The 25,500-nt window shown below is 45.1% G+C and carries 21 protein-coding genes and 1 pseudogene; 7 read left to right on the plus strand and 15 right to left on the minus strand.

Going from position 1 to position 25,500, the window contains the following annotated elements:
* Positions 1 to 23: 23 nt before the first annotated feature.
* Positions 24 to 812 (plus strand): phosphate starvation-inducible protein PhoH, encoded by a 789-nt coding sequence (phoH, locus tag HUZ68_RS19535; RefSeq protein WP_034167421.1) that lies wholly within the window; start codon positions 24 to 26, stop codon positions 810 to 812.
* Between the two features lie 50 nt (positions 813 to 862).
* On the opposite strand, the gene pgaD is transcribed toward phoH, so the two are convergent.
* The 4 genes from pgaD to pgaA are packed head-to-tail and all read right to left on the minus strand — an operon-like array spanning position 863 to position 7,043.
* Entirely contained in the window at positions 863 to 1,276 is a 414-nt protein-coding gene (pgaD, locus tag HUZ68_RS19540; RefSeq protein ID WP_020219278.1) for a poly-beta-1,6-N-acetyl-D-glucosamine biosynthesis protein PgaD, read from the minus strand.
* A 1-nt stretch (position 1,277) separates the two neighbouring features.
* Entirely contained in the window at positions 1,278 to 2,603 is a 1,326-nt protein-coding gene (gene pgaC / locus HUZ68_RS19545; protein WP_020219277.1) for a poly-beta-1,6-N-acetyl-D-glucosamine synthase, read from the minus strand.
* A complete protein-coding gene (gene pgaB, locus HUZ68_RS19550; protein ID WP_020219276.1) occupies positions 2,596 to 4,614 on the minus strand; it encodes a poly-beta-1,6-N-acetyl-D-glucosamine N-deacetylase PgaB in 2,019 nt (672 codons plus the stop codon). Before pgaB ends, pgaC begins: the two co-directional genes overlap by 8 nt.
* 8 nt (positions 4,615 to 4,622) lie before the next feature.
* Positions 4,623 to 7,043: a poly-beta-1,6 N-acetyl-D-glucosamine export porin PgaA gene (gene pgaA / locus HUZ68_RS19555; RefSeq protein ID WP_020219275.1), complete on the minus strand. Its 2,421-nt coding sequence runs from the start codon at positions 7,041 to 7,043 to the stop codon at positions 4,623 to 4,625.
* 585 nt (positions 7,044 to 7,628) lie between these two features.
* On the opposite strand from pgaA, the gene HUZ68_RS19560 reads away from it, so the two are divergent.
* Positions 7,629 to 8,966: a GGDEF domain-containing protein gene (locus HUZ68_RS19560; protein ID WP_024201564.1), complete on the plus strand. Its 1,338-nt coding sequence runs from the start codon at positions 7,629 to 7,631 to the stop codon at positions 8,964 to 8,966.
* A gap of 17 nt (positions 8,967 to 8,983) precedes the next feature.
* Positions 8,984 to 9,949: an IS5 family transposase gene (locus HUZ68_RS19565; protein WP_239593965.1), complete on the plus strand. Its 966-nt coding sequence runs from the start codon at positions 8,984 to 8,986 to the stop codon at positions 9,947 to 9,949.
* A gap of 261 nt (positions 9,950 to 10,210) precedes the next feature.
* On the opposite strand, the pseudogene HUZ68_RS19570 reads toward HUZ68_RS19565, so the two are convergent.
* The 6 genes and pseudogenes from HUZ68_RS19570 to HUZ68_RS19595 all read right to left on the minus strand — a co-directional run.
* A pseudogene (locus HUZ68_RS19570) lies at positions 10,211 to 10,377 on the minus strand (transposase domain-containing protein); the annotation flags it as partial.
* 117 nt (positions 10,378 to 10,494) lie between these two features.
* Positions 10,495 to 11,061, minus strand: a complete 567-nt coding sequence (locus HUZ68_RS19575) for a YagK/YfjJ domain-containing protein (RefSeq protein WP_000287905.1) — start codon at positions 11,059 to 11,061, stop codon at positions 10,495 to 10,497.
* A 27-nt stretch (positions 11,062 to 11,088) separates the two neighbouring features.
* The gene (locus HUZ68_RS19580; RefSeq protein WP_000628304.1) at positions 11,089 to 11,703 is read right to left on the minus strand and encodes an inovirus Gp2 family protein; all 615 of its coding nucleotides are present in this window, start codon (positions 11,701 to 11,703) and stop codon (positions 11,089 to 11,091) included.
* A gap of 381 nt (positions 11,704 to 12,084) precedes the next feature.
* Positions 12,085 to 12,645, minus strand: coding sequence for a type I phosphoribosyltransferase (locus tag HUZ68_RS19585; RefSeq protein ID WP_020218894.1), 561 nt, complete (start codon positions 12,643 to 12,645; stop codon positions 12,085 to 12,087).
* A gap of 221 nt (positions 12,646 to 12,866) precedes the next feature.
* Complete coding sequence (locus HUZ68_RS19590; RefSeq protein ID WP_001354442.1) at positions 12,867 to 13,613, minus strand: hypothetical protein; 747 nt, start codon at positions 13,611 to 13,613, stop codon at positions 12,867 to 12,869.
* 62 nt (positions 13,614 to 13,675) lie between these two features.
* Positions 13,676 to 13,903 (minus strand): helix-turn-helix transcriptional regulator, encoded by a 228-nt coding sequence (locus HUZ68_RS19595; RefSeq protein WP_000265818.1) that lies wholly within the window; start codon positions 13,901 to 13,903, stop codon positions 13,676 to 13,678.
* A gap of 779 nt (positions 13,904 to 14,682) precedes the next feature.
* On the opposite strand from HUZ68_RS19595, the gene HUZ68_RS19600 reads away from it, so the two are divergent.
* On the plus strand, positions 14,683 to 16,287 hold the full coding sequence (locus HUZ68_RS19600; RefSeq protein WP_000256688.1) for a hypothetical protein: 1,605 nt from the start codon (positions 14,683 to 14,685) through the stop codon (positions 16,285 to 16,287).
* Positions 16,288 to 16,369: 82 nt separating this feature from the next.
* Here HUZ68_RS19600 and HUZ68_RS19605 read toward each other — a convergent pair whose 3' ends face one another.
* From HUZ68_RS19605 to nfeF, 3 genes are all read right to left on the minus strand, one after another.
* Positions 16,370 to 16,966, minus strand: a complete 597-nt coding sequence (locus HUZ68_RS19605; protein ID WP_000268404.1) for a hypothetical protein — start codon at positions 16,964 to 16,966, stop codon at positions 16,370 to 16,372.
* A 129-nt stretch (positions 16,967 to 17,095) separates the two neighbouring features.
* Positions 17,096 to 18,412, minus strand: a complete 1,317-nt coding sequence (locus HUZ68_RS19610; RefSeq protein WP_001696226.1) for a tyrosine-type recombinase/integrase — start codon at positions 18,410 to 18,412, stop codon at positions 17,096 to 17,098.
* 295 nt (positions 18,413 to 18,707) lie between these two features.
* A complete protein-coding gene (gene nfeF, locus HUZ68_RS19615) occupies positions 18,708 to 19,472 on the minus strand; it encodes an NADPH-dependent ferric chelate reductase NfeF (protein ID WP_033815008.1) in 765 nt (254 codons plus the stop codon).
* 287 nt (positions 19,473 to 19,759) lie between these two features.
* On the opposite strand from nfeF, the gene nfeR reads away from it, so the two are divergent.
* Positions 19,760 to 20,383: a DNA-binding transcriptional regulator NfeR gene (gene nfeR / locus HUZ68_RS19620; protein WP_000018005.1), complete on the plus strand. Its 624-nt coding sequence runs from the start codon at positions 19,760 to 19,762 to the stop codon at positions 20,381 to 20,383.
* Positions 20,384 to 20,489: 106 nt separating this feature from the next.
* Here nfeR and aer read toward each other — a convergent pair whose 3' ends face one another.
* The gene (gene aer / locus HUZ68_RS19625) at positions 20,490 to 22,010 is read right to left on the minus strand and encodes an aerotaxis sensor receptor Aer (RefSeq protein ID WP_000094712.1); all 1,521 of its coding nucleotides are present in this window, start codon (positions 22,008 to 22,010) and stop codon (positions 20,490 to 20,492) included.
* Positions 22,011 to 22,427: 417 nt separating this feature from the next.
* On the opposite strand from aer, the gene ygjG reads away from it, so the two are divergent.
* Positions 22,428 to 23,807 carry a putrescine aminotransferase gene (ygjG, locus tag HUZ68_RS19630; RefSeq protein WP_001297164.1) on the plus strand — a complete coding sequence of 460 codons (1,380 nt, stop codon included), beginning with the start codon at positions 22,428 to 22,430 and terminating at the stop codon, positions 23,805 to 23,807.
* A gap of 41 nt (positions 23,808 to 23,848) precedes the next feature.
* Here ygjG and HUZ68_RS19635 read toward each other — a convergent pair whose 3' ends face one another.
* Positions 23,849 to 24,181 carry a tRNA-binding protein gene (locus tag HUZ68_RS19635; protein WP_000450588.1) on the minus strand — a complete coding sequence of 111 codons (333 nt, stop codon included), beginning with the start codon at positions 24,179 to 24,181 and terminating at the stop codon, positions 23,849 to 23,851.
* A gap of 218 nt (positions 24,182 to 24,399) precedes the next feature.
* Here HUZ68_RS19635 and ebgR point away from each other — a divergent pair, with 218 nt between their 5' ends.
* Positions 24,400 to 25,383 (plus strand): transcriptional regulator EbgR, encoded by a 984-nt coding sequence (ebgR, locus tag HUZ68_RS19640; protein WP_000212464.1) that lies wholly within the window; start codon positions 24,400 to 24,402, stop codon positions 25,381 to 25,383.
* The last annotated feature ends 117 nt before the right edge of the window (positions 25,384 to 25,500 follow it).

Consider the following 25,500-nt stretch of genomic DNA (forward strand, 5'->3'; position numbering starts at 1 on the left):
ACAAACAACTCAAGGTGCTCTCCATGGGAAGACAAAAAGCAGTGATCAAAGCTCGTCGCGAGGCAAAACGTGTGCTGAGACGGGATTCGCGCAGCCATAAACAGCGTGAAGAAGAATCGGTCACCTCGCTTGTGCAGATGAGCGGCGTAGAAGCCATTGGTATGGCCCGCGATAGTCGCGATACCTCGCCCATCCTCGCGCGAAATGAAGCGCAATTGCACTATCTGAAGGCTATTGAGAGTAAGCAGCTGATATTCGCCACGGGCGAAGCCGGGTGCGGAAAAACCTGGATCAGTGCGGCAAAAGCGGCAGAGGCCCTGATACATAAGGATGTCGACAGGATTATCGTCACCCGTCCAGTATTGCAAGCCGATGAGGATCTTGGCTTCTTACCTGGAGATATCGCAGAAAAGTTTGCTCCTTATTTTCGCCCGGTCTACGACGTGCTGCTGCGGCGCTTAGGAGCTTCCTTTATGCAGTATTGCCTGCGACCGGAAATAGGGAAGGTGGAAATCGCGCCGTTCGCCTATATGCGTGGACGTACCTTTGAAAATGCAGTCGTCATTCTTGACGAGGCGCAGAATGTGACTGCCGCGCAAAGGAAAATGTTTTTAACCCGCCTCGGGGAAAATGTGACGGTTATTGTCAACGGTGATATCACGCAATGCGATTTACCTCGCGGCGCGCGCTCCGGATTAAGTGACGCGCTGGAACGTTTCGAAGAAGATGAAATGGTCGGGATCGTCCGATTCGGTAAAGAGGATTGCGTACGTTCGGCACTTTGCCAACGTACGCTACATGCATACAGTTAAGCGTATTATTGGTGCAGAGCCCGGGCGTACCGGGCTCCATTTTGAGGGGGTTATGTCCGGACCAGCGCTTTTTCTGACACCACCATTTTTATTTGCCCATGGTTAGTGAAGTGTACGCTCATCCTGTGGTTTTTTTGCAGTTGCTGATAGAGCTCATAAGGTATTGCTAAGCTCTCTGCATATTCTTGCGGCGTGTATTGGTATGCTGCATGATGCTGCTGTTTTTGATAACGCAGCTTGTTGTACAGCGCCCAGATAATTAACACGACGGCATTCGCCGCCGCGAGTAAAAAATAGAAATGAAGTCTGCTTCGGGCATCGCTTTGCCAGTAATGACCCGACCGCAGATCCATGGCGAATAAGAATATAAACAAAGCAAATAACGCCCACAGGATAGTCGTAGCTACATAATCAACCAATAAATGTACTGGCGATTGTCGGGTCGTAATAATTAAATTGTTCATATTAACCTCTCAGAATACCACGATCTGGGCTTATCCAACGGGCGCGTTGCTTTTTATGCATCAACATGACTCGTGTAAATGAAACCAACGTCGTTGCAAGACTCAGTACCCAGAAAATAACTGGGAACCAGATAATCCAGAGAAGCGATGAAGCAAGATTATGCTCATAGCGATTCTCAATTACCAGGCTGACAATAAATTGCACTAAACATAACGCACATAATAATATTCCTGCAGTATGTGTCTCGGCGATATGTGTCAATTCAATATTTAACGGTACACCTGCAAGCTGGACCACGTAAATAATGAAACCAACAAGACAGGTAAAGGCCCATATTGTCGTCAGGCAATATTCAAAAAACAGCGGCCACATTCGTACGTTTTCTTTACGCCATAATCTGGTCATATTTTTGAGGAATACTTCTGCACCACCCTGGGCCCAGCGCAGGCGTTGTTTCCATAGCCCTTTTAATGTTTCCGGCATTAATATCCAGCACAGCGCCCGTGGCTCGTAAAAAATTGTCCACTGATTCAACTGCAGCTTCCAGCTAATATCAATATCTTCGGTGATCATATCGTCACTCCAGTAACCCACTTCAGCCAGGGCACTGCGACGAAATGCAGCGATAACGCCGGAAACAGTAAATACGTTTCCATAGATACGCTGGGTGCGCTTGATCAAACCAATAATTGAGGAAAACTCGCCAACCTGAATTTTACCTATCAGAGTTGAACGTGTACGTATGCGAGGATTACCGGTTACAGCACCCACGCGAGGATTGTATAACATTGGTTCAACAATATACGCCGCCGCATCGCGATCTAACAACGCGTCGCCATCGATACACACCAGATATTCGCTTTTCGCCGCGGCTGCTCCGGTTTTAAGCGCAATGGCTTTCCCCTGGTTTTGCGCCAGATGAATGACTCGCAGACGGGGAATTTCCGCAGCCAGTTGATCCAGGATCGCACGGGTTTTGTCTGTTGAACCGTCATTTACAGCAATAACTTCAATGTTCTCATAACGCTGTGCCAGAGCTGCGTGTATGGTTTCCTCAACGTTTTTCTCCTCATTAAAACAGGGAATGATAATGGAGATAGACGGATTATCTTTCAGCTGTGGAGCTGGTGCGTTTTCTCCCCACGGCCAATGGCGTTCACGATAGGCCCAGAAATAGACTCCGCCAACAATCCACAGAATGGACATAAAAAATGGCCAGAAGAAAACGAACCTCATCATCAATTCGCCAGAATGAAAGTACGCTACACATAGGGGTATGCATAACACCAGACATAATATAAAAAACGATACGATACGATTAATCATTTTTCGGATACCAGGCTGTGGAAAACTCAGGACGAATAACGTCTATTTCAGGTTTGTTATGCAGGAAGTTATCGGGATAATAACCATAATTTTTCACTCCATTCAGTTGGAAAAGGCTCATCCAGTGAGCAAGTTTTTGCGAAGAAATAGCCTGATGCTGACCATTGTTCTGCCAGTTTTGTGCCTGTAATTCTAAAATAGATTTATCTTTTGCTTGAGGGATGCTTTTAATCTGATTGACCAGTTGTATTAACCATTGATCAGCAGATTTCTCATCAACTCCTTCCATATAGGGCATTGCCATGATTGCCGTCCAGTCATAGCTTTGTAGAAAATCGGCATAGTTTTGGGCAAACCATGCTTCACTTTCTGGCTGCATAACGGGGAGGGCAAAAATATTTCGCGCAGTCTTAATTTGTGGGCCGCGAACAGCCTTGACTTTGGCGCTTAGCGCTAATGTGAAGTCTGTTAAGGCATTGCGTTTAAATTGCGTCCAGCGTTTAAATTGCTCAGGATCCTCGCGGATTTCACGAATACTCGTCGCAAATCCTGCTTTCTTATAAGCAGCTATTGCTGGAGCACTGGCATCTTCGTAATCTGACAACACGGCATCGTCATGAAACAAAATGCCATCAAAAGACGCATGACCTGCAAGATCCTCATAAAGGGTACTAATTTGTTCACGTACCCGGTCATCGAAAAGGGAGAGACGACGGTATTGCGCTGGATGAATTTGTGATGCTTGCTTATCAAATGGCAAATATTCCACCCGGGGTAATGCGGGATCTAAATCCCAACTCAATACCGGCATCCAGGCGTAAACGGCCACTCCGGCACGAGTCTTTAATTGCCATGCAACACGGTTAAACAAATCCGCTTTCATGGGTAACAGGCGATTAGGAAACCAGACCTCTTTAACCAGACCATCACCTGTTGGGTCGGCGAAAGCCTGCAAATACACACTGGAAATTTGCATATCTTTCACCCGCTGAATCAACACATCCAGATTTCGCTCCAGCTGTTGGCGGTCAGCATCATAAACATAATCGAGATCGATATGCATAACTCGCTCCGGTGATGTTTCCTGCACACCAATGATTTGCTGAGCAAACTCTTTAAGTGATGGATTATTGGCGATTAATACGCGCGGAATAGAATCTAACTGGGAAGTATTTCCCAGTCCGGACTCCAGAGTGAAGAACATGTCATAACCCAGTTTTTTTAATTCCTCAATCGCAATACCGTTTGCTGCACCATAGGGCCAGACAAAAACCTGGGCATTTACGCCAGCATTTGCTTTCAACTTTTCGGTCATTTTTACGGCATCCTGACGAATGCGGTTGCGATATTCCGCTTCGGTTTCGTATCGCTCATTATTTGAAAAATACATGCGATTAACAAAAGCGGGTAATTTGCTGCCAGTGGGATTAGCCTCAATGCCGTAGTGAAAATTCCAGGTATGCGAGGCTATCTCAACCAACTTCGAACGTCCTATTTCACGCACTTGTTGCCAGGTGGCAAAATAGTCTCTGTCTACCATTTCATCGCCAAATTTCACTTGTTGATTCATCGGCGTGTCTATCCAACTGCCAACCGGTGCCCATAATGCGGGCCACTGGAATGCTTGCAGAATAGGGAATACACGGGTGTAAAAACTCTGAAATCCATCATCAAAGGAGAGTAAAACCGCTTTATTAGGTAGCGGTTTTCCCCCACGGTGAGCTTCCCGAATTTGGTCAACGCTGACGGGGTGATAGCCATTTTCGCGCAGCCATGCAAATTGTTCACGAAGCGCAGAAGTTCGCACTGACATGAAACGCTGATCAGCAGTATCGTCTTCAACATTATGCCAGGAGATGGCTACAAAGTTATTTTGTGGCCACGGATGTTCTGCCTTTAAAGATTCTCGACTTTGTGGTGGCGTAAACTTATTGTTTTGGTGATTAAAACATGCAGAAAGCATAGCAATGCTAATCAACAAAAACAGATATCTTATTCCTTTGCGTAACATAATGATCCTTAAAATTTGAATGTCATATCAAATTCAACATATAAATTATGCTCTCTGTTGCCGTCATAAGGCCGCTTTCCCCAACGTACCGTTGCACCTGCATCTATTACGTCATTCCACGCAACGCGTTGCCCATACCCCAGTTGTGTAACTAGATCGGTACCATAATTTTTTTGCCATGAGGTACCAGCGCCTGCGCTAAATATTTGCTGCCAGCTATTCTCGTATTTACGCCACAATAAATGGCTTGCCTCCAGTGCCGGAACAATATCGAGCGTTTTTTCCGGGTTAAAATAGGGGGTATCTTTTTTTGTATTCTGGCCGTAATAAATTGTGGGCTGAAAATCAATAATCAGTCGGGATGAAGACCACATCCGTTCACTACCATTGATAAATACTTCGTGACGTTGGTTTCCATCGGAAAAATCAGTAAATGCCCATGAACTGCTGTATTGACGGCGCTCATTCTGATACCAGCGTAAATATGCCTGCGCACTGTTGCCGGTTATGCCATTTTTCATTGCCCGTAGAGGGACTCGATGAGAGATGCGTTCCAGTTCAGTACCGAGTCGCCAGTTGTCGTTAAAATCGTACCAGCCAGATAAACGTGCACCGGGTTTATGTTCGCCATTAAAATAACGTCCGGCAAATTCTGCTTCCAGCCAGATGTCGCGCGAACGCCATTCGAGGCCAGTTAACCAGTCACGAACAATCCCTTTCCCCTCGCTGAATTGACCATCAGCATAGCCAAAACCAGCAAAAGCACGCCAGTTTTCATTCAGCGGTGGTGAGTACACAACGCTGGTAAAATTCACATCATGTTTGCCATTATCCGGACCTTCGGAATCCAATCCAGAAGAACCTGAAATACGTAGTTCAGCCATGTCATGTACTTCAAGCGCACGCTGTATACGTTTTACCGCGGGGGCTTCAGGGTTGCGGGCGACCACATCCTCAGTTAATACTTTCGCCTGTTTCCACTCCTGCAATGTTAATGCATTCCAGGCCTGTTCAACCTCCAGCAGTATATTTCTTGGCTCAAGTAGTTCGGCTTTTTTTAATTCTGTTTCTGCAGCACGAGGTAAACCACGAGCCTGTAATACGCTGGCGTAGTCGATGCGTAATCCCTGATTACCCGGTGCGTTATTGCTCATATTTTGGGTTATTGCTTCAGCTTGTGGTAAATCATTACCGTATTGCGCAGCCGCTGAAAGGAACGAATAACCCTGTAGCCACTTGTCATTAGGTATCGTTACAGGAGAACCCATAATCCGACGGTATGGAGATGCTGTAGTAATGGTGTGATCAGTGAGCATTAACACCCCACTATAATTCTCACTTTCAAGATGGCTGTAAAAGAGATCTGCACGCTCTTCTTCGGATAATTCAATATCTGGTTGTGCCTGGTGATAGAACAGTTGGGTCATCATCGCTTGTGCTTTTCCCGGTTGACGATCGTGCAGATAAGCGGAAGCCACCCAATACTGTGCCCAGGGGGGAACAGATTGTCCTGTATCTTTTAAACGCTGATAGTGGGAAATAACATCTTTGTAGCGTTCGCGGGTTAACAATGCGCCAAGATGGTCAACCTGAATGCGCTGGTATTGTGCAATTCGGTCTGGGTTGTTTTGCCACAGAATATCTAATGCGGTGTATTGGGCGAGGGCGCGATCGGCAATGGCATAGCGTTCACTTTCACTGCGCGTAGGCATAAATGACAGTCTGACCAATTCGGCATGAATATCAGCGCGGATATCCGGCGTTAAATTGGCATCGTCAATGGCGGCAGAAAGCTGATTATTACGTAATGCCTGTATGTATTCTTCCGTATATTGCGTAGAGGAATTTTCAGGTAATGATTCTGTCATTGCCCGTAATTCATCTTGATGACGACCTGCCAGTTTATAGATATAGGCTTCTGCGAGTAAATTGGCTTTGTCAGGTGTACCGGACTTAATCTGCTGAAGTTTAACCAGTGCAGTGTCATAGTGACCCGCATCTGCCAGGGTTAAAATTTGTCCCCGTTGATAATCTTTATTTTGCGGATCCAGAGCGAGAGTCTTTTGCCACAGTGTCAGTGAGTTTTGCCATTGCTGCGTGTTACGATAAGCGATGGCAGTCGCCGCATAAGCGCGCGCGGGTAATTGCTGGTGACGGTAGCGGTTGTAAACGGTCATAACCTGTTTATCTTGTCCCGCCCATAAGGCAATCTGTAGCCAGTCAGCAATCTGGTTATTACTGAGTACAGACTCTTGTTCAAACCATGTCAAAGCTGGCTGAGTATTACCCTTGCGAGCTTCAATAATCAATGCATCATAGGCGTTATTAACGGCACTATTCGCAACGGGACTCGACGCTAAAAATGCAGCGGTAAGAAAATTCAAAACCAATTTGGTTTTTGGGCACCTTTTTTTACTACTTGAATACATCCTGTATTGCTCCATGTATTGCAAAAAATACTCTCTTCGCGAACTTCTAGTTAGCTGAAAAGAAAAGATTTATTCACATCAAAGCCCGTAATTAAACGAGGAATAAAGACGCGAATTGTTGATAGTGAGAAGAAGAAATGGTGAGCTGAGTGTTCATATCAAATCCTTAACTTTCCTCGAAAATCCATCCCAAAAGGGAAGAACTACGGGGATGCTGCATAATTCTCTATGCGTCTTTCAAAGTAATCCAGGATTAAAATAATTAAATCAGCAAATTCCGAATGGTGCTTTCGGATTTTCCGAAAACCCTGATGCAATGCGATGTTGCAGCATTATTTTCTGCGATAATTACTCTTAATGACTATAAGAATTATTGTTTTATGGGGGTGGGCTTATAAAGATTTATGAGTATTTACTGCTTTTAAACAGTAGTGAATCAGTAAAATGTTGAAATGGTGATTATTCCCTTACGCAACTATGCTTGTTAGTATCTATTATATTTAGATATCCATATTGACAACGGTATGTTTCTTATATCTATTAATAGTGTAAAAGGAGTTTACAACCTTCGGGTGGAGTGGCTTTATGAGGAAGGACTATTTTGGAATTGGTAGTACGGTATTTGTGAGTTTGTTGTTCGGGCTTGCATTTATTTTGGTGAATAGTTGGTTTCATCAGCCGACTGTTAAGGAGACTGTTCCGCAATCGACATATCTGATGGTTATGATTGCTTTGTTTGTTATTGATATAATAGCATTCATTTTTATGCAGTTATATTTCATTTATGATCGTCGACAATTTTCAAACTGTATACTTGGTTTAGCCTTTCTTAGCTGTCTGATTTACTTCATTAAAACAGTCATTATCATTCAGCAACCTATTGAGGGGGGGCTAACTAACAGCATTATTCAAAATGATACTGCTATTTATTATTTTTTCAGGCAGGTAAGCTTATGTTTATTGATTAATCTGGCGCTGGTAATTAAGTTGAATGAAAAAAATGATTTGTGTGAAAGGTGGCATAAAAGAATCGTTTTTTACATCAGTGTGATTTTTATAGTTGGCCTGCCCATTATTGCTTTCATATTTAGTAGCCAATGTGAGAACTATAGTTTAACTATAGCTGAGTTATTAAATAAAAATGGCCGAGTTGTGTGGAAAACGTCTTATGTTATCATGCTGATATTTATGTGGTTAATGCTGTTGGCAGTTAATTTATATTTCAATCGTTTGCGTAGTGATATCTGGAATGGGGTATCGGTGATTGCTTTTTGTGCTGTGCTATATAATGTCTCTCTTTTATTTATAGGGAGGTATAGTGTATCCATTTGGTATATTAGTCGAACTATTGAGTTGTTCAGCAAGTTAACAGTTATGGCGATATTCATGTGTCATGTATTCAGTGCGTTGCGCGTGACAAAGGATATTGCACATCGCGATCCATTAACCAATATTTTTAACAGAAATTATTTTTTCAATGAACTGAAAAATCAATCAGCATTAGCCAAAAAAAAACCGTACTGCGTCATGATTATGGATATTGACCACTTCAAAAAAGTCAATGACACCTGGGGGCATCCGGTTGGCGATCAAGTGATTAAAACAGTGGTGAAAATCATCGGGAAAAGTATACGGCCAAACGATCTTTTAGCACGCGTTGGCGGAGAAGAGTTTGGTGTCATGCTGACGGAGATCGATCATGAAAATGCGGAAGCCTTAGCTGAAAGGATTCGGGCAAATGTTGAGCGTTTGACGGGTGATAATCCTGAATATGCAATCCCGCAAAAAGTGACGATTAGCATTGGTGCCGTGGTGGTGCATGGAAATACGTTAAAACCGAATGAGATTTATCGGCTGGCTGATAATGCGCTTTATAATGCGAAAGAGGCTGGGCGTAATAAGGTTGTTGGCTTTGTTGAATAAATCGAACTTTTGCTGAGTTGAAGGATCAGATCACGCATCTTCCCGACAACGCAGACCGTTCCGTGGCAAAGCAAAAGTTCAAAATCACCAACTGGCCCACCTACAATAAAGCCCTCATCAACCGTGGCTCCATAACTTTCTGGCTGGATGATGAAGCTATTCAGGCCTGGTATGAGTCGGCAACGCCTTCATCACGGGGAAGACCTCAGCGCTATTCTGATCTCGCCATCACGACTGTGCTGGTCATTAAACGCGTGTTCAGGCTGACCCTGCGGGCTGCACAGGGTTTTATTGATTCCATTTTTACACTGATGAATGTTCCGTTGCGCTGCCCGGATTACACCAGTGTCAGCAAGCGCGCAAAGTCGGTTAATGTCAGTTTCAAAACGTTCACCCGGGGTGAAATCGCGCATCTGGTGATTGATTCCACCGGGCTGAAGGTCTTTGGTGAAGGCGAATGGAAAGTCAAAAAACACGGCAAAGAACGCCGTCGTATATGGCGTAAGCTGCATCTCGCCGTTGACAGTAAAACACATGAAATCATCTGCGCTGACCTGTCGCTGAACAACGTTACGGACTCAGAGGCCTTCCCCGGGTTAATCCGGCAAACCCACCGGAAAATCAGGTCAGCCGCCGATGGCGCTTACGATACCCGGCTATGTCACGATGAACTGCGGCGTAAGAAAATCAGCGCGCTTATCCCTCCCCGAAAAGGTGCGGGTTACTGGCCCGGTGAATATGCAGACCGTAACCGTGCAGTGGCTAATCAGCGAATGACCGGGAGTAATGCGCGGTGGAAATGGACAACAGATTACAACCGTCGCTCGATAGCGGAAACGGCGATGTACCGGGTAAAACAGCTGTTCGGGGGTTCACTGACGCTGCGTGACTACGATGGTCAGGTTGCAGAGGCTATGGCCCTGGTACGAGCGCTGAACAAAATGACGAAAGCAGGTATGCCTGAAAGCGTGCGTATTGCCTGAAAACACAACCCGCTACGGGGGAGACTTACCCGAAATCTGATTTATTCAACAAAGCCCTCCCGATTTGAACTGTGCGGATTTTGAGACCATTTTGAAGGGAGCCTAACCGATATGAGCGGCAATACTGCCAGTTGCCAAACCTGAAATAACACTTAGCTGTGATGATTCGCTATTACCTACCGATGGCTTCGGAAAACATAAATTAAAAATGCCCAGAGGAGTACTATTATCGTTAGCATTACCCGAACGCCGTATTAACGGTTATTTATTGGTAAGAGCTACGTTCCATGGCAAGAGTTCATCAACAGGTTGGAAGGCCATTCCGGCAAAACTCTCAGTATATGGCGCAGATACCATTCAGACAGCAGGTCCCGCTCAGCCCGTACAGTAGAGCGCCGTTCACTACCGTAATCACTGCCGAAAAACACATTGATTGCCCCTCAATAATCCTGCTGTTAACATCAAAATTGTTGGTCGGGCTCGATTTATTTAATTGTGTAAACAGGGTCTCTCAGAGAAAGGCCCTTATGCATCACCTGACGTCGTTAAAAGTCACTACACCCAAGATGACGTTCAATGGCACCATGCGATTCAATGTAAGCCTGGGCCGTCTGTTCCAGTACACCAGGCTCAGCGTTGTATGTGTTAGCTGCATCAAATACCAACGACAGCACTTCAGGATACACAACCAGATGTGTAATGGAGTTATCTTCACCCAATACTTTTCCCCACGCCTGCTCAATCAGATTTCTGAGAGCCACCACCTCACGACTCTTACACCAGACATCGTTATTAAGTAGCAGTACCATAAGATAAGGAGTGGTATCGTTAGCCACAGCTTCCCTACTCCAGAGATAATATAAAGGGGCGGGCTCAACAGATTTATCTTTACGTCGCTTGCACTGCAAATATTCAGAAATTAGTCTATGCAGTTCACCAGTAAAATCAGCCATCAGAGAGGGAATTGCCTTGTTCATACCTGGGCAAGGTATTAATTTAAATTGTAATAATTTAATTTTAGGATGTGTAGCTGCAGCCCGATACAGAGTTGCAAGGACATACTTTTGCCAGAGGGCGTTACAGGAAAGCTTAACGTTTGATTCTGTATACATAATAAATCACCTTACAGTTACAATAGGTCAAAAACCGCTGTAGCCAAAGTTACGCTGGCCTGATGCTTTAGTGTCGAGCTTCGTCAGATAATCCAGACGTGCCAATAAGCGCTGATATTGCTCAGGGAAATCAGGATCGTTAATATCCAGGATGTAACGTCCATTAGCAGGGAAATGAACTAGTCCCTGGTGATCTTCCAGTTCTAACCCTAAGGCACTGTACCAGGCTCCGGTAATTAACCCTCTCAGGGTGTCAGAGCGCTCATAGTCTCCCAGGTGGTAATAGGCGTCTTTGTTAAAAAAAAGGCAGACGTGATAATGACATTTAAAGGACTGCGTATATTCTTTCGCCCAGATAATACAAACCGACGTTGCGTAGGTGCGTTTGCCTTGTTGTTTTTTACGGTGTTGATCTGCATTAATTTTCGCATTCAGCGAGTTACGGAAACGAGATATCTCTCCGGGACTCAGGTTAGGAAAACAGGTAATGGTATCCCCGTTGTCAATCACGGGAGGATAATGGAGATCCACCCGTATTGCCGTTATTCTGGGATGTTTCTGGAAGAGGTTATTCACCTGGTTTCTTATTTTTAACCCGTGAGCCTCATGACATTCACCGTAAAGAGTTTCAATCGTAATCATGTTAATATTCCTTTTGCTTTCAGAGATAAGCTAATAGTTAACCTACCCAATACACAACAGAAGCAGATATTAATATTCGTATCAGTAGTTCCCAGAGGGATATATAACCCTCTGGGCGTCAATTAAGAAAAACGCTACTGCCTATTGTTACATTAGAGAACAGGATGATGTTACACAGTTACATTAGAACGTTCTAAAACATTAAACAGAGTTATGATCTACACACAACTAATTATTTGGTATCAGAATACCATTAGCTCTATTAGTACATCATATCCATCATTACACATATACTATACATCACAGATATAATATATATTACCTATCCAACGCACATGTATTTATAACTCCATTGCCAATAGCTACAAGGACTATAAAATGTTACTCTGCAGTTAGATCAACAATACCTTTATCCCAGTGTCTTTTTACAGTGGATAAACTGATGCTTAATTTTCTGGCTGTTTGTGACTGACTGAACCCCTGCAATTTCAACTGTCTGATATTTTTACTATGAATACTCCCTTCTTTCCTTCCTGGTTTTCTTTTAATTTTCCGGATACTGATGTCGGGAATTTTTCCTCTAATATCTGTAGGTAAAATCATCCCGGTGAGTACCACAGGAATATCATCACCATCCGGCAACTCTGATGACGTAAAAAAGCAAATATTAATACCTTGTCTGATACTTAAAGATAAAACCTCCTGTATTTTTTTCGGCGTATTACCAAAACAAGTTAACGATTTAGTAATCAGAATATCACCCCTTTGCATATCCTGCGTCAGGAGTCGAACTAACCGTTTTCTGTCTGCCAGAGTATAATCCGGGCGACCCAATTCGCCTGTTAACTGCAATAGTGGTTCTTTAAAATATCTCTGAATCATGGATTTTAAGCGATTAAGTTTTGACCATTTTTCAGAGTCTATGTATGCAAAACTCGCCATAATGCCTCAAACTGGTGTCATGAATTAATTATTGAACCTGTTTTTTCCTGAGTCGCATTACTCTTTTCTAAGGGAGGCTCTCCAGATACATCGGAAAAGTACTCGATAAAAGAGTTGGCCACTCCCGGGTAATGATTGCTCTCTTTAACCTCAGAAAGCGGTTTCTGTTCATCATTTACACCACGATTTCTGGGTTATGAATAAATCTACGCGGGCCATAATCATTCATCTTCAAATGGGTTAATAATAATAACATCTCCACCTGTTCTGGAACTTTGTGAAACTTCCTCTGTTCTCAGAACAGGCACTATTACAGCCTTATTATTGATATAAAAAATCGGAATATGAAAAGTACAAAATCCTGTACTACGAATCTGATGTCGCCTCACTGTTTCTTTCGTACCATACTCAATCAACTCATCTATCGGCAGGCAAACTGAATTGCAAAAGTCAAAAAAATAATCCCCAAAAACACTGGTTTTAATCAGAATGGTTTTATAAAACCCTCCTGCACGATTCAGGGTATGGGAAACTTTTCTGTTCGTGTAAATACAAATTGCCTTCTCAACTTTATAATATTCCAGCATTAAGGTCGCATTCTCTTTAATTCCCTTTTTCTCTGCAACTCCCATAGCATTTCTGGTGCTTTCATGAGGAAATATCTTTCTATCGAGAACATCATATTCATATTTGATATGCGATTTATAAATGCTATGAAAAAACTCTCCTTTTGTTATTTCAGGCTTTGTCCGTTGCACAAATGGTTCCTCATTAAAAAACTGACGTAGCTTATCCTCTATATCAGTTATAGCAGCAATATTTTCATTTATCCTGTTTAAAACAGGAGCCCCTAGCTTTAAACACTCTTTAATCGCTGCTGAAAATGAGCATTTTTTTAAATGCTGATACTTTTTAATTACATCAGCTTCATATGTTTCTGCAAGAGAGAAAGAGACACGTTTCATCATGAAACTCCTTTTTAATTATAAAATTAAAATATAGAAATATATATTATTCTGATACTATAAGGTTAATACTGACTAATCCACCACAATAGATCACTTAATAACCACCCACAGGATTTCTTTCCAATAGTTTTACGTGGCGGGAATTTTCCTTCACGTTCCAGTTTCCAGGCTTGTGAACGAGAAATAGACGTAATTTTCTGGCGTTCCTTTTCTCGTACCAGTCTGTCACAGGTGTATCCATAGATCTTCAAAATTGATAAACGGTTCTCATCTCTTAACGGCTTCCACATATTGCTCTCCTTATATATTCATGATTTTCAGATTGTATATGCATGTGAGCTGCTCAAATCACTACATCTATCTGTAGTGGTATGCTGTTGAACAGCACCAGCAACTCACGAGCAAAACAATACATTTGCACAACCAAGAAATCAAATTGCGAGAAATGATTTAATTAACTGACTTCTAATAACACAATAACAACAAAGAAAGTCACAATATAAAAATAACTTAAACAATGCTTTTTGGTATACAAAATAAAAATCAAAATCACAATATTCGTAGGTTATTTTATGCAGACAAAAACAAAAAAAATCTTGTTATAATCTATGATATCAAGAGGAGGGGTAGTGACCAAAAATTCTCCCCAGAAAAGCCCCCACAACATTAGTTTGAAAACGTGACGAAGTTCACAAAATTATCTTCTGGCGATAATAGAACTTGTAAGAGGGAGTTGATTTTTGCCAACTTTCTAAAGCTAAAGTGCAGACAAAAGATAATAATTGAATGAAAACGATACATATTTTCAGATGAAAGTGACGTGACTGTAGAGGGCTATAACCGTAAAATCATTTGCGTCCTGAGCAATATGCAACAAAAGGGAATGCTCGTAAAAAAATCAGGAATAAACGCTAAGGATATCGTATTAGATTCAGCATCGTATAATGCCACTGCATAACTGATTCCCATTTCGTAGAGGCTGTTAACTCTGTATCAATGTCCTGACAAAGGACTGTATCAAGTTTCTCTACTGGAAACAGCTATGCAATAGACGGAAGAATTTAACATTATGGTAACTAAAAAGGTAAAAACAAACCACCCGTACTATCGTGTTTTATCCGGCACCTCCATGCCGTTTCCCCACATACATGAAGCTGTTTCCGAACAGTTGCTTCTACTCATTTTCAAAGCACGCAGATTGTATCTGGATCCAGAATATCGTCCTTGGTTTGATGAACAACATCGGATTCTCTCGGCATTACGCGCTAACACAAAACTCCAAAGTATTTTAGAGAAAAACAGAGAGAACTACTCCATAAGTGAGACCGATAATCCACTATCTAAAGATCTGTATGCTGCTTTTCAGGTTATGTGCCATTTATACAATGGTTTTGATAACAGACTCGTCAGCCTGAAAACCTGGGGAGATATGAACAGGGAACCAACAGCAAAATTTGTCGGCCAAAATAGTGGTGGCTGGAAAACACCTGAGATGGAAGAATTCGTCAGAAACGATTTGTTCAATATTCTGACAGATTGTAAAGCTCATTGCTCACCACTTCCCGCTCTGGTTCGACAAGGATATTGCCATCAGGATCTTTCTGTTGCGCACTCATGTACTAAAGAATTACTGGAACAACTGAACCGATACCATCAAATTGATGAATCAGCGATACTTGCCAGAACCCTTGGTTTGGCTATTAACAACTGCTATCACTCAGAAACAGAGATTCCTGAATGGCTTTCTCCTTTTGAAAATGAATACAAAAGTCCCTGGAATTGTGAGAAACCAGATACTAACGATGTGAGTAAACTTAGAAAACAATTGCTAACAATCGGGCGTACAGAATTCGTGGACAAAATGTTTTCGCTAGCCAACAAAAATGCAACAAAGATAATATATGATGGATACGTTAAACTTTATGCTCTGGAAATATATGAATGGTTAAATAAATTAGTGCAATATTTTAAAGGAAATGATTTTATTCGTTACACCTGGAAGTTCACAACAATTATTTCCGATGAAAGTGACACGATTGAAAACACCACCGCATGGGAAAAAGACTATTGTCAAATCACTATACAGCGTGATGAACTTCTGAAACTGATTTATACCAATACCCTGCAGGATGCAGCAATGAATCTTGCTGATTGCCTGCAACAGGCATACACAGAACCGTTAAAAATGGAAATAAATTATCCAGGAATAAACATTGATGCAAAAGAGCGTAAAATTAGAAAATCTATTGAATTCAGGAGCGAACTGAATAACTTCACAAACATCATGAAACAACTGGAAATATTTGAAAAATGGTATAACGCCAATAAAATTCTGTTGGTAAGTAACAAAAAGATACGTACAGAAAAGATTGACGTGAATATTCGTCTTGCAGGACTAAAAGGCTATGATCTGAATGAAGGTATACCTGATGGTCAGGGACGCAGAATTAAAGATGGTGTAAATGAACTTGTCAAGGCAGATGGCAGTCTACAACTTCCACAAGATATCAGTGACACTTCGCTTAACCGTTACCGTCAAGCAGTTCAACACATTATTAAGGATGAGATCGACACGTTGCTGATAGCACAGAGGGAAAAAAATAAAATAAATCCATATAGCGAAGATAGATACTCGATACGACCTTTATGGGGAAAATGTCTGGTCGAACAGTAACTCACTGAGAAAGGGGATAGCAGTTCGCTATCCCCAAAGGAGACTTTCCAGCAAGATCTCAAAAAATGAGACACTCAGCAAATTATGCGGCTTTACCATTAACAGATTCAGCCACAAGAACGACAGCGTGTCTGTTTCGCTCAGGATGTTCACTCCAGATTTCTGATTCCGGGATGCTTTTCCCGTCATAACTGATCCGTTCGCCATCAAACGGGTAATACCGTGCGGAATCAGTATCTAAAATAAACACCTTCAGATTCGTTGAACGACGCGCAATATGCTGCCAGAGAGCTTTACCTCCTTCATATTGCTCGTTATCACTTAATAGTACAACGCCCGCTTTTGTGACTATCGTTTCATAAACAAACGTTGCAAGACCAACATCACGTACAGCGCCATCGACAACAATCCCTTCAATCTGAGCAACATCCTGTTCTTCCCAGAATTTCTGGACAAACACGCCTTCAAGCCGGGGACGACGCTGAAGCTCCAGAGTGGCAACAACCTTATGGCGAACATCACCATCAATAACAGAAGGTGCAGCTTCGATTACCGCAGCAAACGGAGTCTTTGGATCCCAGATGATCTGGTAAAGCACGCCCTGAATAGTTACTCCATCCAGTATCGAAAAACGACGAGCTACAGTAGCAGGGGAGTAAGACATTGGAATTACAGCCATTTTTGAATCCCCTCTGAGTAATACCGGCACGAAAATTTACCTCAATAATTATAGTAAACAATACAAGAACCAAGTGCATCAACAATACCCATCAATTGTACACAATTCGTACAGCAACCAGGAACTCCCTCACCTTCTGCCAAACAGATTGACAACATTATTGCCTGTTTGCTGTTGATAGTTATTAACCCGGTCCTCCCAGATCTCAAGTGCTCTGCGTTTTTCTGGCAAATAATCGTATCGATCATAATGTTTTGAACTGACATCGTTCAACGCATGATTTTGAATACGATCGCGGATTTCCTTACTGATCCCAGCTTCTCCCATTAACGTTTTACAGGTCCGACGTAAGTCACGTGCTGTAAAAATTTTAAAGTCAGGATTAAAAGCCCGGAAATACATGATAGCGCGAGCCAGACTGTCCGTACGAACCGGACGCTTACCATTAGTCGAAAGTGGAAAAATGTAAGGGCTGGATTTTTCTTTTGTTAACTCCTGCACACAGGATAATTCCTGTAATGCTGATTCAGTCAACGGTATCAAATGCTCTCGTTTATTTTTAGAGACATCAGCAGTCACCAGCAGCGTTTTTTGTTGAAAATCAACATCACACCACTGACTGGCGATCATTTCGAAAGGACGTTGCCCTCCGGTATAGATACAGAATCGGATCAAATGTTGCATCAATAATCCAACGTTGGTTGCTTCAGCAAAATGTTCCATTAGAAAACGCAACTCTTCAAGTGTCAGCCAGGTATCACCGACTTTTTCAGCAGATGACTGTTTCGGTATCACTGACACCGGATTTGCCTCCAGCCCAAAAGTAATCCCTACACTTGTGTTCATCGGATCGTTATCTGCTTTCAGTCCATAGTTAAATGCAGCCATCAGGTAAGAACGGATCCGGTTAGAGTGAACCACAGCACCGCGCTGAATGATCCCGGCCAGGATATGTTTAATCTGTCCGGAAGTCACATCTTTAGCTTTAGTTTCACGGGGGATCACTGTATAGCATTCATTTTCAAGGCGTTTCAGAACATCCTGCCATGTCCTCTTATTATCAATTTTCATTTTGTTAACATAACCATGAATCAATGCTTCAAATGAGCCCTGTGATTGATGGAGTTGTATCCGCTGCTGTTCTGCAAACTGTTGTCGTTCCAGTTCTGCCTGGGGATCCTTTCCTTCAATGAGCCAGGCACCATACTTTTTTGTCAGTTCATTCGCTGTGGCCAGTTTCATCTCAGGCCATATACCCAATTGAATGAATCTTTCTTTTTTCCCTTTTTCCACGTAATAGCGGAAATAGAAAATCTTGCTGCCAGAAGGCTGAACTTTGACACCAAGTCGTCCAGTGCCACGTTGAGAGCTGTTGCTCCAGACATAGAACGATGTCTTTTTTGCTTTCAATGCTCGGATGGCTGTTTCAGTAAGATTGACGGCCATAGAACCTCTTTTCTAAACCAGTAACAATCAGAATAACTCGTGATTTTGGGTCAGGTAATGGGTCAGGTAACGATCGTACAATGAAGAAAAAACGGAACCAAGCGGAGACAGGGAAAATCACATAATTTATTGATTACAAACAACTAATAAAGCAATCACGAACAAACAAAAACAATATAGAACGAACTTGCCTCATGACTCATAATCGCTTGGTCGCTGGTTCAAGTCCAGCAGGGGCCACCAGATATAGCAAAGGCTGACGAGAAATCGTCAGCCTTTTTCTTTTACATATCAGTTACTTTGCGTGCCAGTAGGCCGCTGCACGAACCCGCTGTGGGTCAAACTGTTCCGTTTCAAAGCGGCGGCTTAAATTCTTAACGACTTTGCCTTCGCCGGTTATCCAGATGAAGTAATCATCGGCAGGGATTTGCATCTGCGCCAGACGCGCATCTACCGCCTGCTCATCATGTGCCAGCCATTCGATATTAAAACCATCAAGGTGCGCGAGATAATCCTGACAGGCGTTATCCCGCACGCTAACCAGCGCGCTAACTTGCGGTTTAACGGCAAGTTTGCTCAACGTTTCCAGGCGGCGGCGCAGTGCGGGCATTCCGGATTCATCGCAGACATACAGCTGATACGCGTAATCTTCCGGCACCACCAGCGAACCGCGCGGACCTGCCACCGTGAGTTTATCGTCCGGTTGGGCCTGCATTGCCCAGCTACTGGCGACGCCGTCTTCGTGAATAAAGAAATCAATCGCCAGTTCATGGCGTAGTTCGTCATACAACGGCGTATAGTCACGCGACGGTGGGCGTGGTCCTTCCGGCCAGACGATGCCCTCTTCCGTTACCGTTGGCGGCACAAAGTGAGCGTCAGGTTGAGGAAAGAAGAGTTTGCTGTGATCGTCAAAGCCACGCGATGTAAAACCGTCCAGCGCCTCGCCGCCGAGGACAATGCGCTGAAAACCGGCGCTGATGTGCTCAACGCGTAACACAGTCAGTTCACGGAAGCGCAGATCATTGCGAACGCGCTGCGGGTAGCGGGGGGAGTTATTCATTGTTATCGCCTTCGTGATGGTAATCAGATATATCTAAATAATTTTCATAAATGATAATGATTGTTAATCATGATAAATGCAAGCGATTTGTAGAACTGATATGTCTATAGTCTGATAAGACGAACCGCCTCTCCTCAGGCATCATTACTCAACGCCGGATGCGGCGTGAACGCCTTATCCGGCCTACGTGTGAGATGAGTCCACATTTAAAAATCATTTTTATTCTTGCAAGAGTGCTCATATCAGATATAAATTAGATATATCTAATTAAGCAAAAGGAGGCTGATATGAGCCATCATCACGAAGGGTGTTGTAAACATGAAGGCCAGCCACGCCATGAGGGCTGCTGCAAAGGTGAGAAGTCAGAACACGAGCACTGCGGACACGGTCACCAGCATGAACACGGCCAATGTTGCGGTGGTCGCCACGGTCGCGGCGGCGGTCGTCGGCAACGTTTCTTTGGTCACGGTGAATTGCGTCTGGTGATTCTGGATATTCTCTCGCGCGATGACAGCCACGGTTACGAGTTGATTAAAGCGATTGAAAATCTGACCCAGGGGAATTACACCCCAAGCCCGGGCGTCATCTACCCAACGCTGGATTTTCTCCAGGAGCAGTCGCTGATTACCATCCGCGAAGAAGAAGGCGGCAAAAAGCAGATTGCGCTGACCGAACAGGGCGCGCAGTGGCTGGAAGAAAACCGCGAACAAGTGGAGATGATTGAAGAACGCATCAAAGCGCGTTGCGTTGGCGCTGCGCTGCGTCAGAACCCGCAAATGAAGCGGGCGCTGGATAATTTTAAAGCGGTGCTGGATTTACGCGTCAACCAGAGCGATATCACTGATGCACAAATAAAAAAGATCATTGCGGTGATCGACCGCGCCGCTTTTGATATTACGCAACTGGATTAATCACCGATTGCCGGATGCGGCGTACCCTACATACCCCGTAGGCCTGATAAGATGCGCCAGCATCGCATCAGGCATTGTGCTCCAACCGCCGAATCCTGCATACCGATTAATGCAGCACCGTCACCGCGTCTTCCAGTCGGCTGGCGCGGTGTTTCACCATCGCCGACACCTGCGCACTCTCTTCCACCAGCTCGGCATTTTTCTGGGTGATCAGGTTAAGCTCATCCACTGCACGGGTCAGGCTGGAAAGCCCATCGGCCTGTTCCAGCGTTGAATGGCTAATCTGGGCAATCAACTGGGTGACGTTTTTCACCTGTGCCACAATATCTTCCATCGTCCGTCCGGCGGCGTGTACCTGCTGCGAACCGGATTGCACCTTATCAGCACTGGCATCAATCAGCTTGCGAATATCGTTGGCAGCATTGGCGCTGCGGCTGGCTAAATGACGCACTTCCCCCGCCACCACTGCAAAACCTTTGCCCTGTTCGCCGGCACGCGCCGCTTCCACCGCCGCATTCAGGGCCAGAATATTGGTCTGAAACGCAATATCGTTAATCAGCGAAGTAATGGTGCCAATGCGCTGGGTACTGTCGGCGATATCGTCCATTGTCTTGATCACCGTGGTCATCGCCTCCCCGCCCTGCACTGCCGCATTACTGGCGGTGATTGACAGTTTATCGGCAGCCGACGCTGTGGCAGAGTTCTGTTTCACCGACGCCGCCATTTGGTTCATGGTCGCCACCGTTTGCTGAACGTTATCAACTGTCTGCTGGGTATGTTCGTTCAGTTCATCGGTGCCTTTCGCCAGCGTCTCACTGCCGTTTCTGACACTGGACACCTGGCTTGAGACATCGTTAATTAGCCAACGGCACATCAGGCCAAGCTGCCCTACCGCGCGTAATGTCAGCCCCAGCTCATCGCTGCGATTCAGATGCTCAACACTATTACGCTCTCCGGTCGCCACCTTCAGCGCCTGACGGGCGACATTTTCTATCGGGCGGACAATCTGCCATTCAAAACAGGCGCTTGCCAACAATACCACTAACGCACAGAGGATATACGTCACCACCGGGGCAGCAACAAACCAAAGCATGGCCGCCAGCAAGATAAACATCAGGGTCATCACTCCACGCGCCCGCCAGCGAAGCGGTAATGAAGGCAGTTTACCCAGCCAGCCTTTACGCACCACCAGGCCTTTATGAATACGCTTACCGGTACGTCCGGCGTTCAGCGCTTTGTACAGCGGCTCCACCGCCGCGATCTCTTCATCCGTCGCCCGGGTACGAATCGACATATAGCCACTGATTTTTCCCTCGCGCACCATCGGTACCGCATTGGCCCGCACCCAATAATGGTCACCATTTTTGCGGCGATTTTTCACGATGCCGCTCCAGGGCTCCCCTTTTTTCAGGGTGAACCACATATCCGCAAACGCCGCTTTTGGCATATCCGGGTGACGCACCATGTTGTGCGGCTGCCCTTGTAACTCTTGCAAGGTATAGCCGCTCACCTGCACAAAAGTGTCATTAGCATGAGTGATATAGCTTTGCAGATCGGTAGTGGACATCAGAGTGGTATCGTCCGCCAGCGGGGTATTTTGCTGGGTGACATACGGATGAGAAGACATGTTCGCGTCCTGTGCAGGTTATATGGTTGTTAACTTCTTGTCAGAGTTTATGTCGGCCCCGCTGCGGTTATCTTTAACCGATTAATTTGATTTAGATCGCAATTTGCGATTAAAGCACAAATCTAATTCCTTGATTTAAAATACTTTCACTCTGTTACTATACGAAAACGTTAATTATCTTGCCCAAAAATCAGGCAATTATTGCCCTGAAAACGTGCATTTGCGCAGCAATTATCAAATCCATACCCGACAAAAACCGTGCAAAATAACAACGAATGTTAACAAATAGCATTAAATATTGCGCAAATGATAACCACATTTGTGTTTATCCCGATTTTCGCGATCGCAGCCGGAGTGGCGCAATCCCTGCAATACTTAAATCGGTATCATGTGATACGCGAGCCTCCGGAGCATATTTTGAACAGGTTACCTTCGAGCGCATCGGCTTTAGCGTGCAGCGCCCACGCCCTGAATCTCATTGAAAAGCGAACGCTGGATCATGAGGAGATGAAAGCACTTAACCGAGAGGTGATTGAATACTTCAAAGAGCATGTCAATCCGGGGTTTTTAGAGTATCGCAAATCTGTTACCGCCGGCGGGGATTACGGAGCCGTAGAGTGGCAAGCGGGAGGTTTAAATACGCTTGTCGACACCCAGGGACAGGAGTTTATCGACTGCCTGGGAGGTTTTGGAATTTTCAACGTGGGGCACCGTAATCCAGTTGTGGTTTCCGCCGTACAGAATCAACTTGCGAAACAACCACTGCACAGCCAGGAGCTACTCGATCCGTTACGGGCTATGCTGGCGAAAACCCTTGCTGCGCTAACGCCAGGTAAACTGAAATACAGCTTCTTCTGTAATAGCGGCACCGAGTCCGTTGAAGCGGCGCTGAAGCTGGCGAAGGCTTATCAGTCGCCGCGCGGCAAATTTACTTTTATTGCCACCAGCGGCGCGTTCCACGGTAAATCACTTGGCGCGCTGTCGGCCACGGCGAAATCGACCTTCCGCAAACCGTTTATGCCACTGCTGCCAGGGTTCCGTCATGTGCCGTTTGGCAATATCGAAGCCATGCGCACGGCTCTTAATGAGTGCAAAAAAACCGGTGATGATGTGGCCGCGGTGATCCTCGAACCGATTCAGGGCGAAGGTGGCGTAATTCTGCCGCCGCCGGGCTATCTCACCGCCGTGCGTAAGCTGTGCGATGAGTTCGGCGCACTGATGATCCTCGATGAAGTACAAACGGGCATGGGGCGCACGGGCAAGATGTTCGCCTGCGAACATGAGAACGTACAGCCGGACATCCTGTGCCTGGCAAAAGCCCTCGGCGGCGGTGTGATGCCGATTGGCGCAACCATCGCCACTGAAGAGGTGTTCTCAGTTCTGTTCGACAACCCGTTCCTGCATACCACCACCTTTGGCGGCAACCCGCTGGCCTGTGCGGCGGCGCTGGCGACCATCAATGTGTTGCTGGAGCAGAACTTACCGGCTCAGGCTGAGCAAAAAGGCGATATGTTGCTGGACGGTTTCCGTCAACTGGCGCGGGAATATCCCGATCTGGTACAGGAAGCGCGTGGTAAAGGGATGTTGATGGCGATTGAGTTTGTTGATAACGAAATCGGCTATAACTTTGCCAGCGAGATGTTCCGCCAGCGCGTACTGGTGGCCGGAACGCTCAATAACGCCAAAACGATCCGCATTGAACCGCCACTGACACTGACCATTGAACAGTGTGAACTCGTGATCAAAGCGGCGCGTAAGGCGCTGGCGGCCATGCGAGTAAGTGTCGAAGAAGCGTAGTATCAAATCGGATGGCAATACGACGTCGCCATCCGATCTTTTTATACGATACGTACGCCCGCAGGCATCATCCGCTCCGGCGTTAACAGCACGCTTTCACTGCCGTCATCGGTTTCCGCACACAACAGCATGCATTCCGACGTTTCACCACGCATTTTCGCTTTTTGCAGATTGCATAAGACCACCACCGTTTTTCCCATCAACTCTTCTTCGCTGTAGTACGGCACCAGGCTGGTCACGGTTTGCAGTGTTTTTTCCCCCACATCAACCTGTACGATGTACAGCTTGTCGGCGTTTTCATGGCGTTTCACTTCCACAATCTTTCCGACGCGCATTTCCAGACGTGCAAAATCAGCGTAAGCCACGGTTTCCATTGCTTCCTCCCCTCTAGTAAAATTTTACTAAACTATAGCAAAAGTTTTTCTCAATCCTGTAGGCTAAAAATGGAGAATGCAGGCGTGATCACATTCGTGAGCCGCTGTGTTACCGTTACAGCGTCAAAGAAACGCGCTTTATTTACTGAAAACAGGTGACCCGATAAGCACTTCCTCTACAATGGAAGCGCACATCAGGGAAAGTAAAAAAGGTAAACATGGCAACACTAAAAGACATCGCAATCGAAGCTGGCGTATCCCTGGCGACAGTATCCAGGGTCTTAAATGACGATCCGACATTGAATGTGAAAGAAGAGACGAAACATCGCATTCTCGAGATCGCCGAAAAGCTGGAGTACAAGACCAGTAGCGCCCGTAAACTACAGACAGGCGCAGTCAACCAACACCATATTCTGGCTATCTACAGCTACCAGCAGGAGCTGGAGATCAACGATCCTTACTATCTGGCGATCCGCCACGGCATTGAAACTCAGTGCGAAAAGCTGGCGATCGAACTGACCAACTGTTATGAACACAGCGGATTACCAGACATTAAAAACGTCACCGGTATTTTAATTGTCGGCAAACCCACGCCCGCTCTGCGCGCCGCTGCCAGCGCGTTGACCGACAATATCTGTTTTATCGACTTTCACGAACCCGGCAGCGGTTACGATGCGGTGGATATCGATCTGGCACGCATCAGTAAAGAAATCATCGACTTCTATATCAACCAGGGCGTTAATCGCATTGGTTTTATTGGCGGTGAAGATGAGCCTGGCAAGGCGGATATTCGTGAGGTCGCCTTTGCGGAATATGGCCGTCTGAAACAAGTAGTACGCGAAGAGGATATCTGGCGCGGCGGTTTTTCCAGTTCGTCGGGTTATGAACTGGCAAAACAGATGCTGGCGCGGGAAGACTATCCGAAGGCACTGTTTGTTGCTTCCGATTCCATTGCTATCGGCGTACTGCGGGCAATTCATGAACGTGGCCTGAACATCCCACAGGATATTTCGCTTATCAGCGTTAACGATATCCCCACCGCGCGATTTACCTTTCCGCCGCTCTCCACCGTGCGCATCCATTCCGAAATGATGGGAAGTCAGGGCGTAAACCTGGTGTATGAAAAAGCCCGCGATGGTCGCGCGCTGCCGCTGTTAGTCTTCGTTCCCAGCAAATTAAAACTGCGCGGCACGACCCGTTAAATCCCCTTACACACTGTCCGGCAATCGTTTTTGCCGGGCAGTGCTGCCGTTTATTTTCGTGATCCAGTTAAAGTAAATGCATTTACCCGCTACTTTTTAGTAAAAATTTTACTAAAC

The sequence above is a fragment of the Shigella dysenteriae genome, assembly GCF_022354085.1.
Lineage (GTDB): Bacteria > Pseudomonadota > Gammaproteobacteria > Enterobacterales > Enterobacteriaceae > Escherichia > Escherichia coli.

Coding starts and splice junctions, on each gene's coding strand:
- phoH (WP_034167421.1), top strand. CDS start 24: ATGGGAAGACAAAAAGCAGTGATCAAAGCTCGTCGCGAGGCAAAACGT.
- pgaD (WP_020219278.1), bottom strand. CDS start 1,276: ATGAACAATTTAATTATTACGACCCGACAATCGCCAGTACATTTATTG.
- pgaC (WP_020219277.1), bottom strand. CDS start 2,603: ATGATTAATCGTATCGTATCGTTTTTTATATTATGTCTGGTGTTATGC.
- pgaB (WP_020219276.1), bottom strand. CDS start 4,614: ATGTTACGCAAAGGAATAAGATATCTGTTTTTGTTGATTAGCATTGCT.
- pgaA (WP_020219275.1), bottom strand. CDS start 7,043: ATGTATTCAAGTAGTAAAAAAAGGTGCCCAAAAACCAAATTGGTTTTG.
- HUZ68_RS19560 (WP_024201564.1), top strand. CDS start 7,629: ATGAGGAAGGACTATTTTGGAATTGGTAGTACGGTATTTGTGAGTTTG.
- HUZ68_RS19575 (WP_000287905.1), bottom strand. CDS start 11,061: ATGTATACAGAATCAAACGTTAAGCTTTCCTGTAACGCCCTCTGGCAA.
- HUZ68_RS19580 (WP_000628304.1), bottom strand. CDS start 11,703: ATGATTACGATTGAAACTCTTTACGGTGAATGTCATGAGGCTCACGGG.
- HUZ68_RS19585 (WP_020218894.1), bottom strand. CDS start 12,645: ATGGCGAGTTTTGCATACATAGACTCTGAAAAATGGTCAAAACTTAAT.
- HUZ68_RS19590 (WP_001354442.1), bottom strand. CDS start 13,613: ATGATGAAACGTGTCTCTTTCTCTCTTGCAGAAACATATGAAGCTGAT.
- HUZ68_RS19595 (WP_000265818.1), bottom strand. CDS start 13,903: ATGTGGAAGCCGTTAAGAGATGAGAACCGTTTATCAATTTTGAAGATC.
- HUZ68_RS19600 (WP_000256688.1), top strand. CDS start 14,683: ATGGTAACTAAAAAGGTAAAAACAAACCACCCGTACTATCGTGTTTTA.
- HUZ68_RS19605 (WP_000268404.1), bottom strand. CDS start 16,966: ATGGCTGTAATTCCAATGTCTTACTCCCCTGCTACTGTAGCTCGTCGT.
- HUZ68_RS19610 (WP_001696226.1), bottom strand. CDS start 18,412: ATGGCCGTCAATCTTACTGAAACAGCCATCCGAGCATTGAAAGCAAAA.
- nfeF (WP_033815008.1), bottom strand. CDS start 19,472: ATGAATAACTCCCCCCGCTACCCGCAGCGCGTTCGCAATGATCTGCGC.
- nfeR (WP_000018005.1), top strand. CDS start 19,760: ATGAGCCATCATCACGAAGGGTGTTGTAAACATGAAGGCCAGCCACGC.
- aer (WP_000094712.1), bottom strand. CDS start 22,010: ATGTCTTCTCATCCGTATGTCACCCAGCAAAATACCCCGCTGGCGGAC.
- HUZ68_RS19635 (WP_000450588.1), bottom strand. CDS start 24,181: ATGGAAACCGTGGCTTACGCTGATTTTGCACGTCTGGAAATGCGCGTC.
- ebgR (WP_000212464.1), top strand. CDS start 24,400: ATGGCAACACTAAAAGACATCGCAATCGAAGCTGGCGTATCCCTGGCG.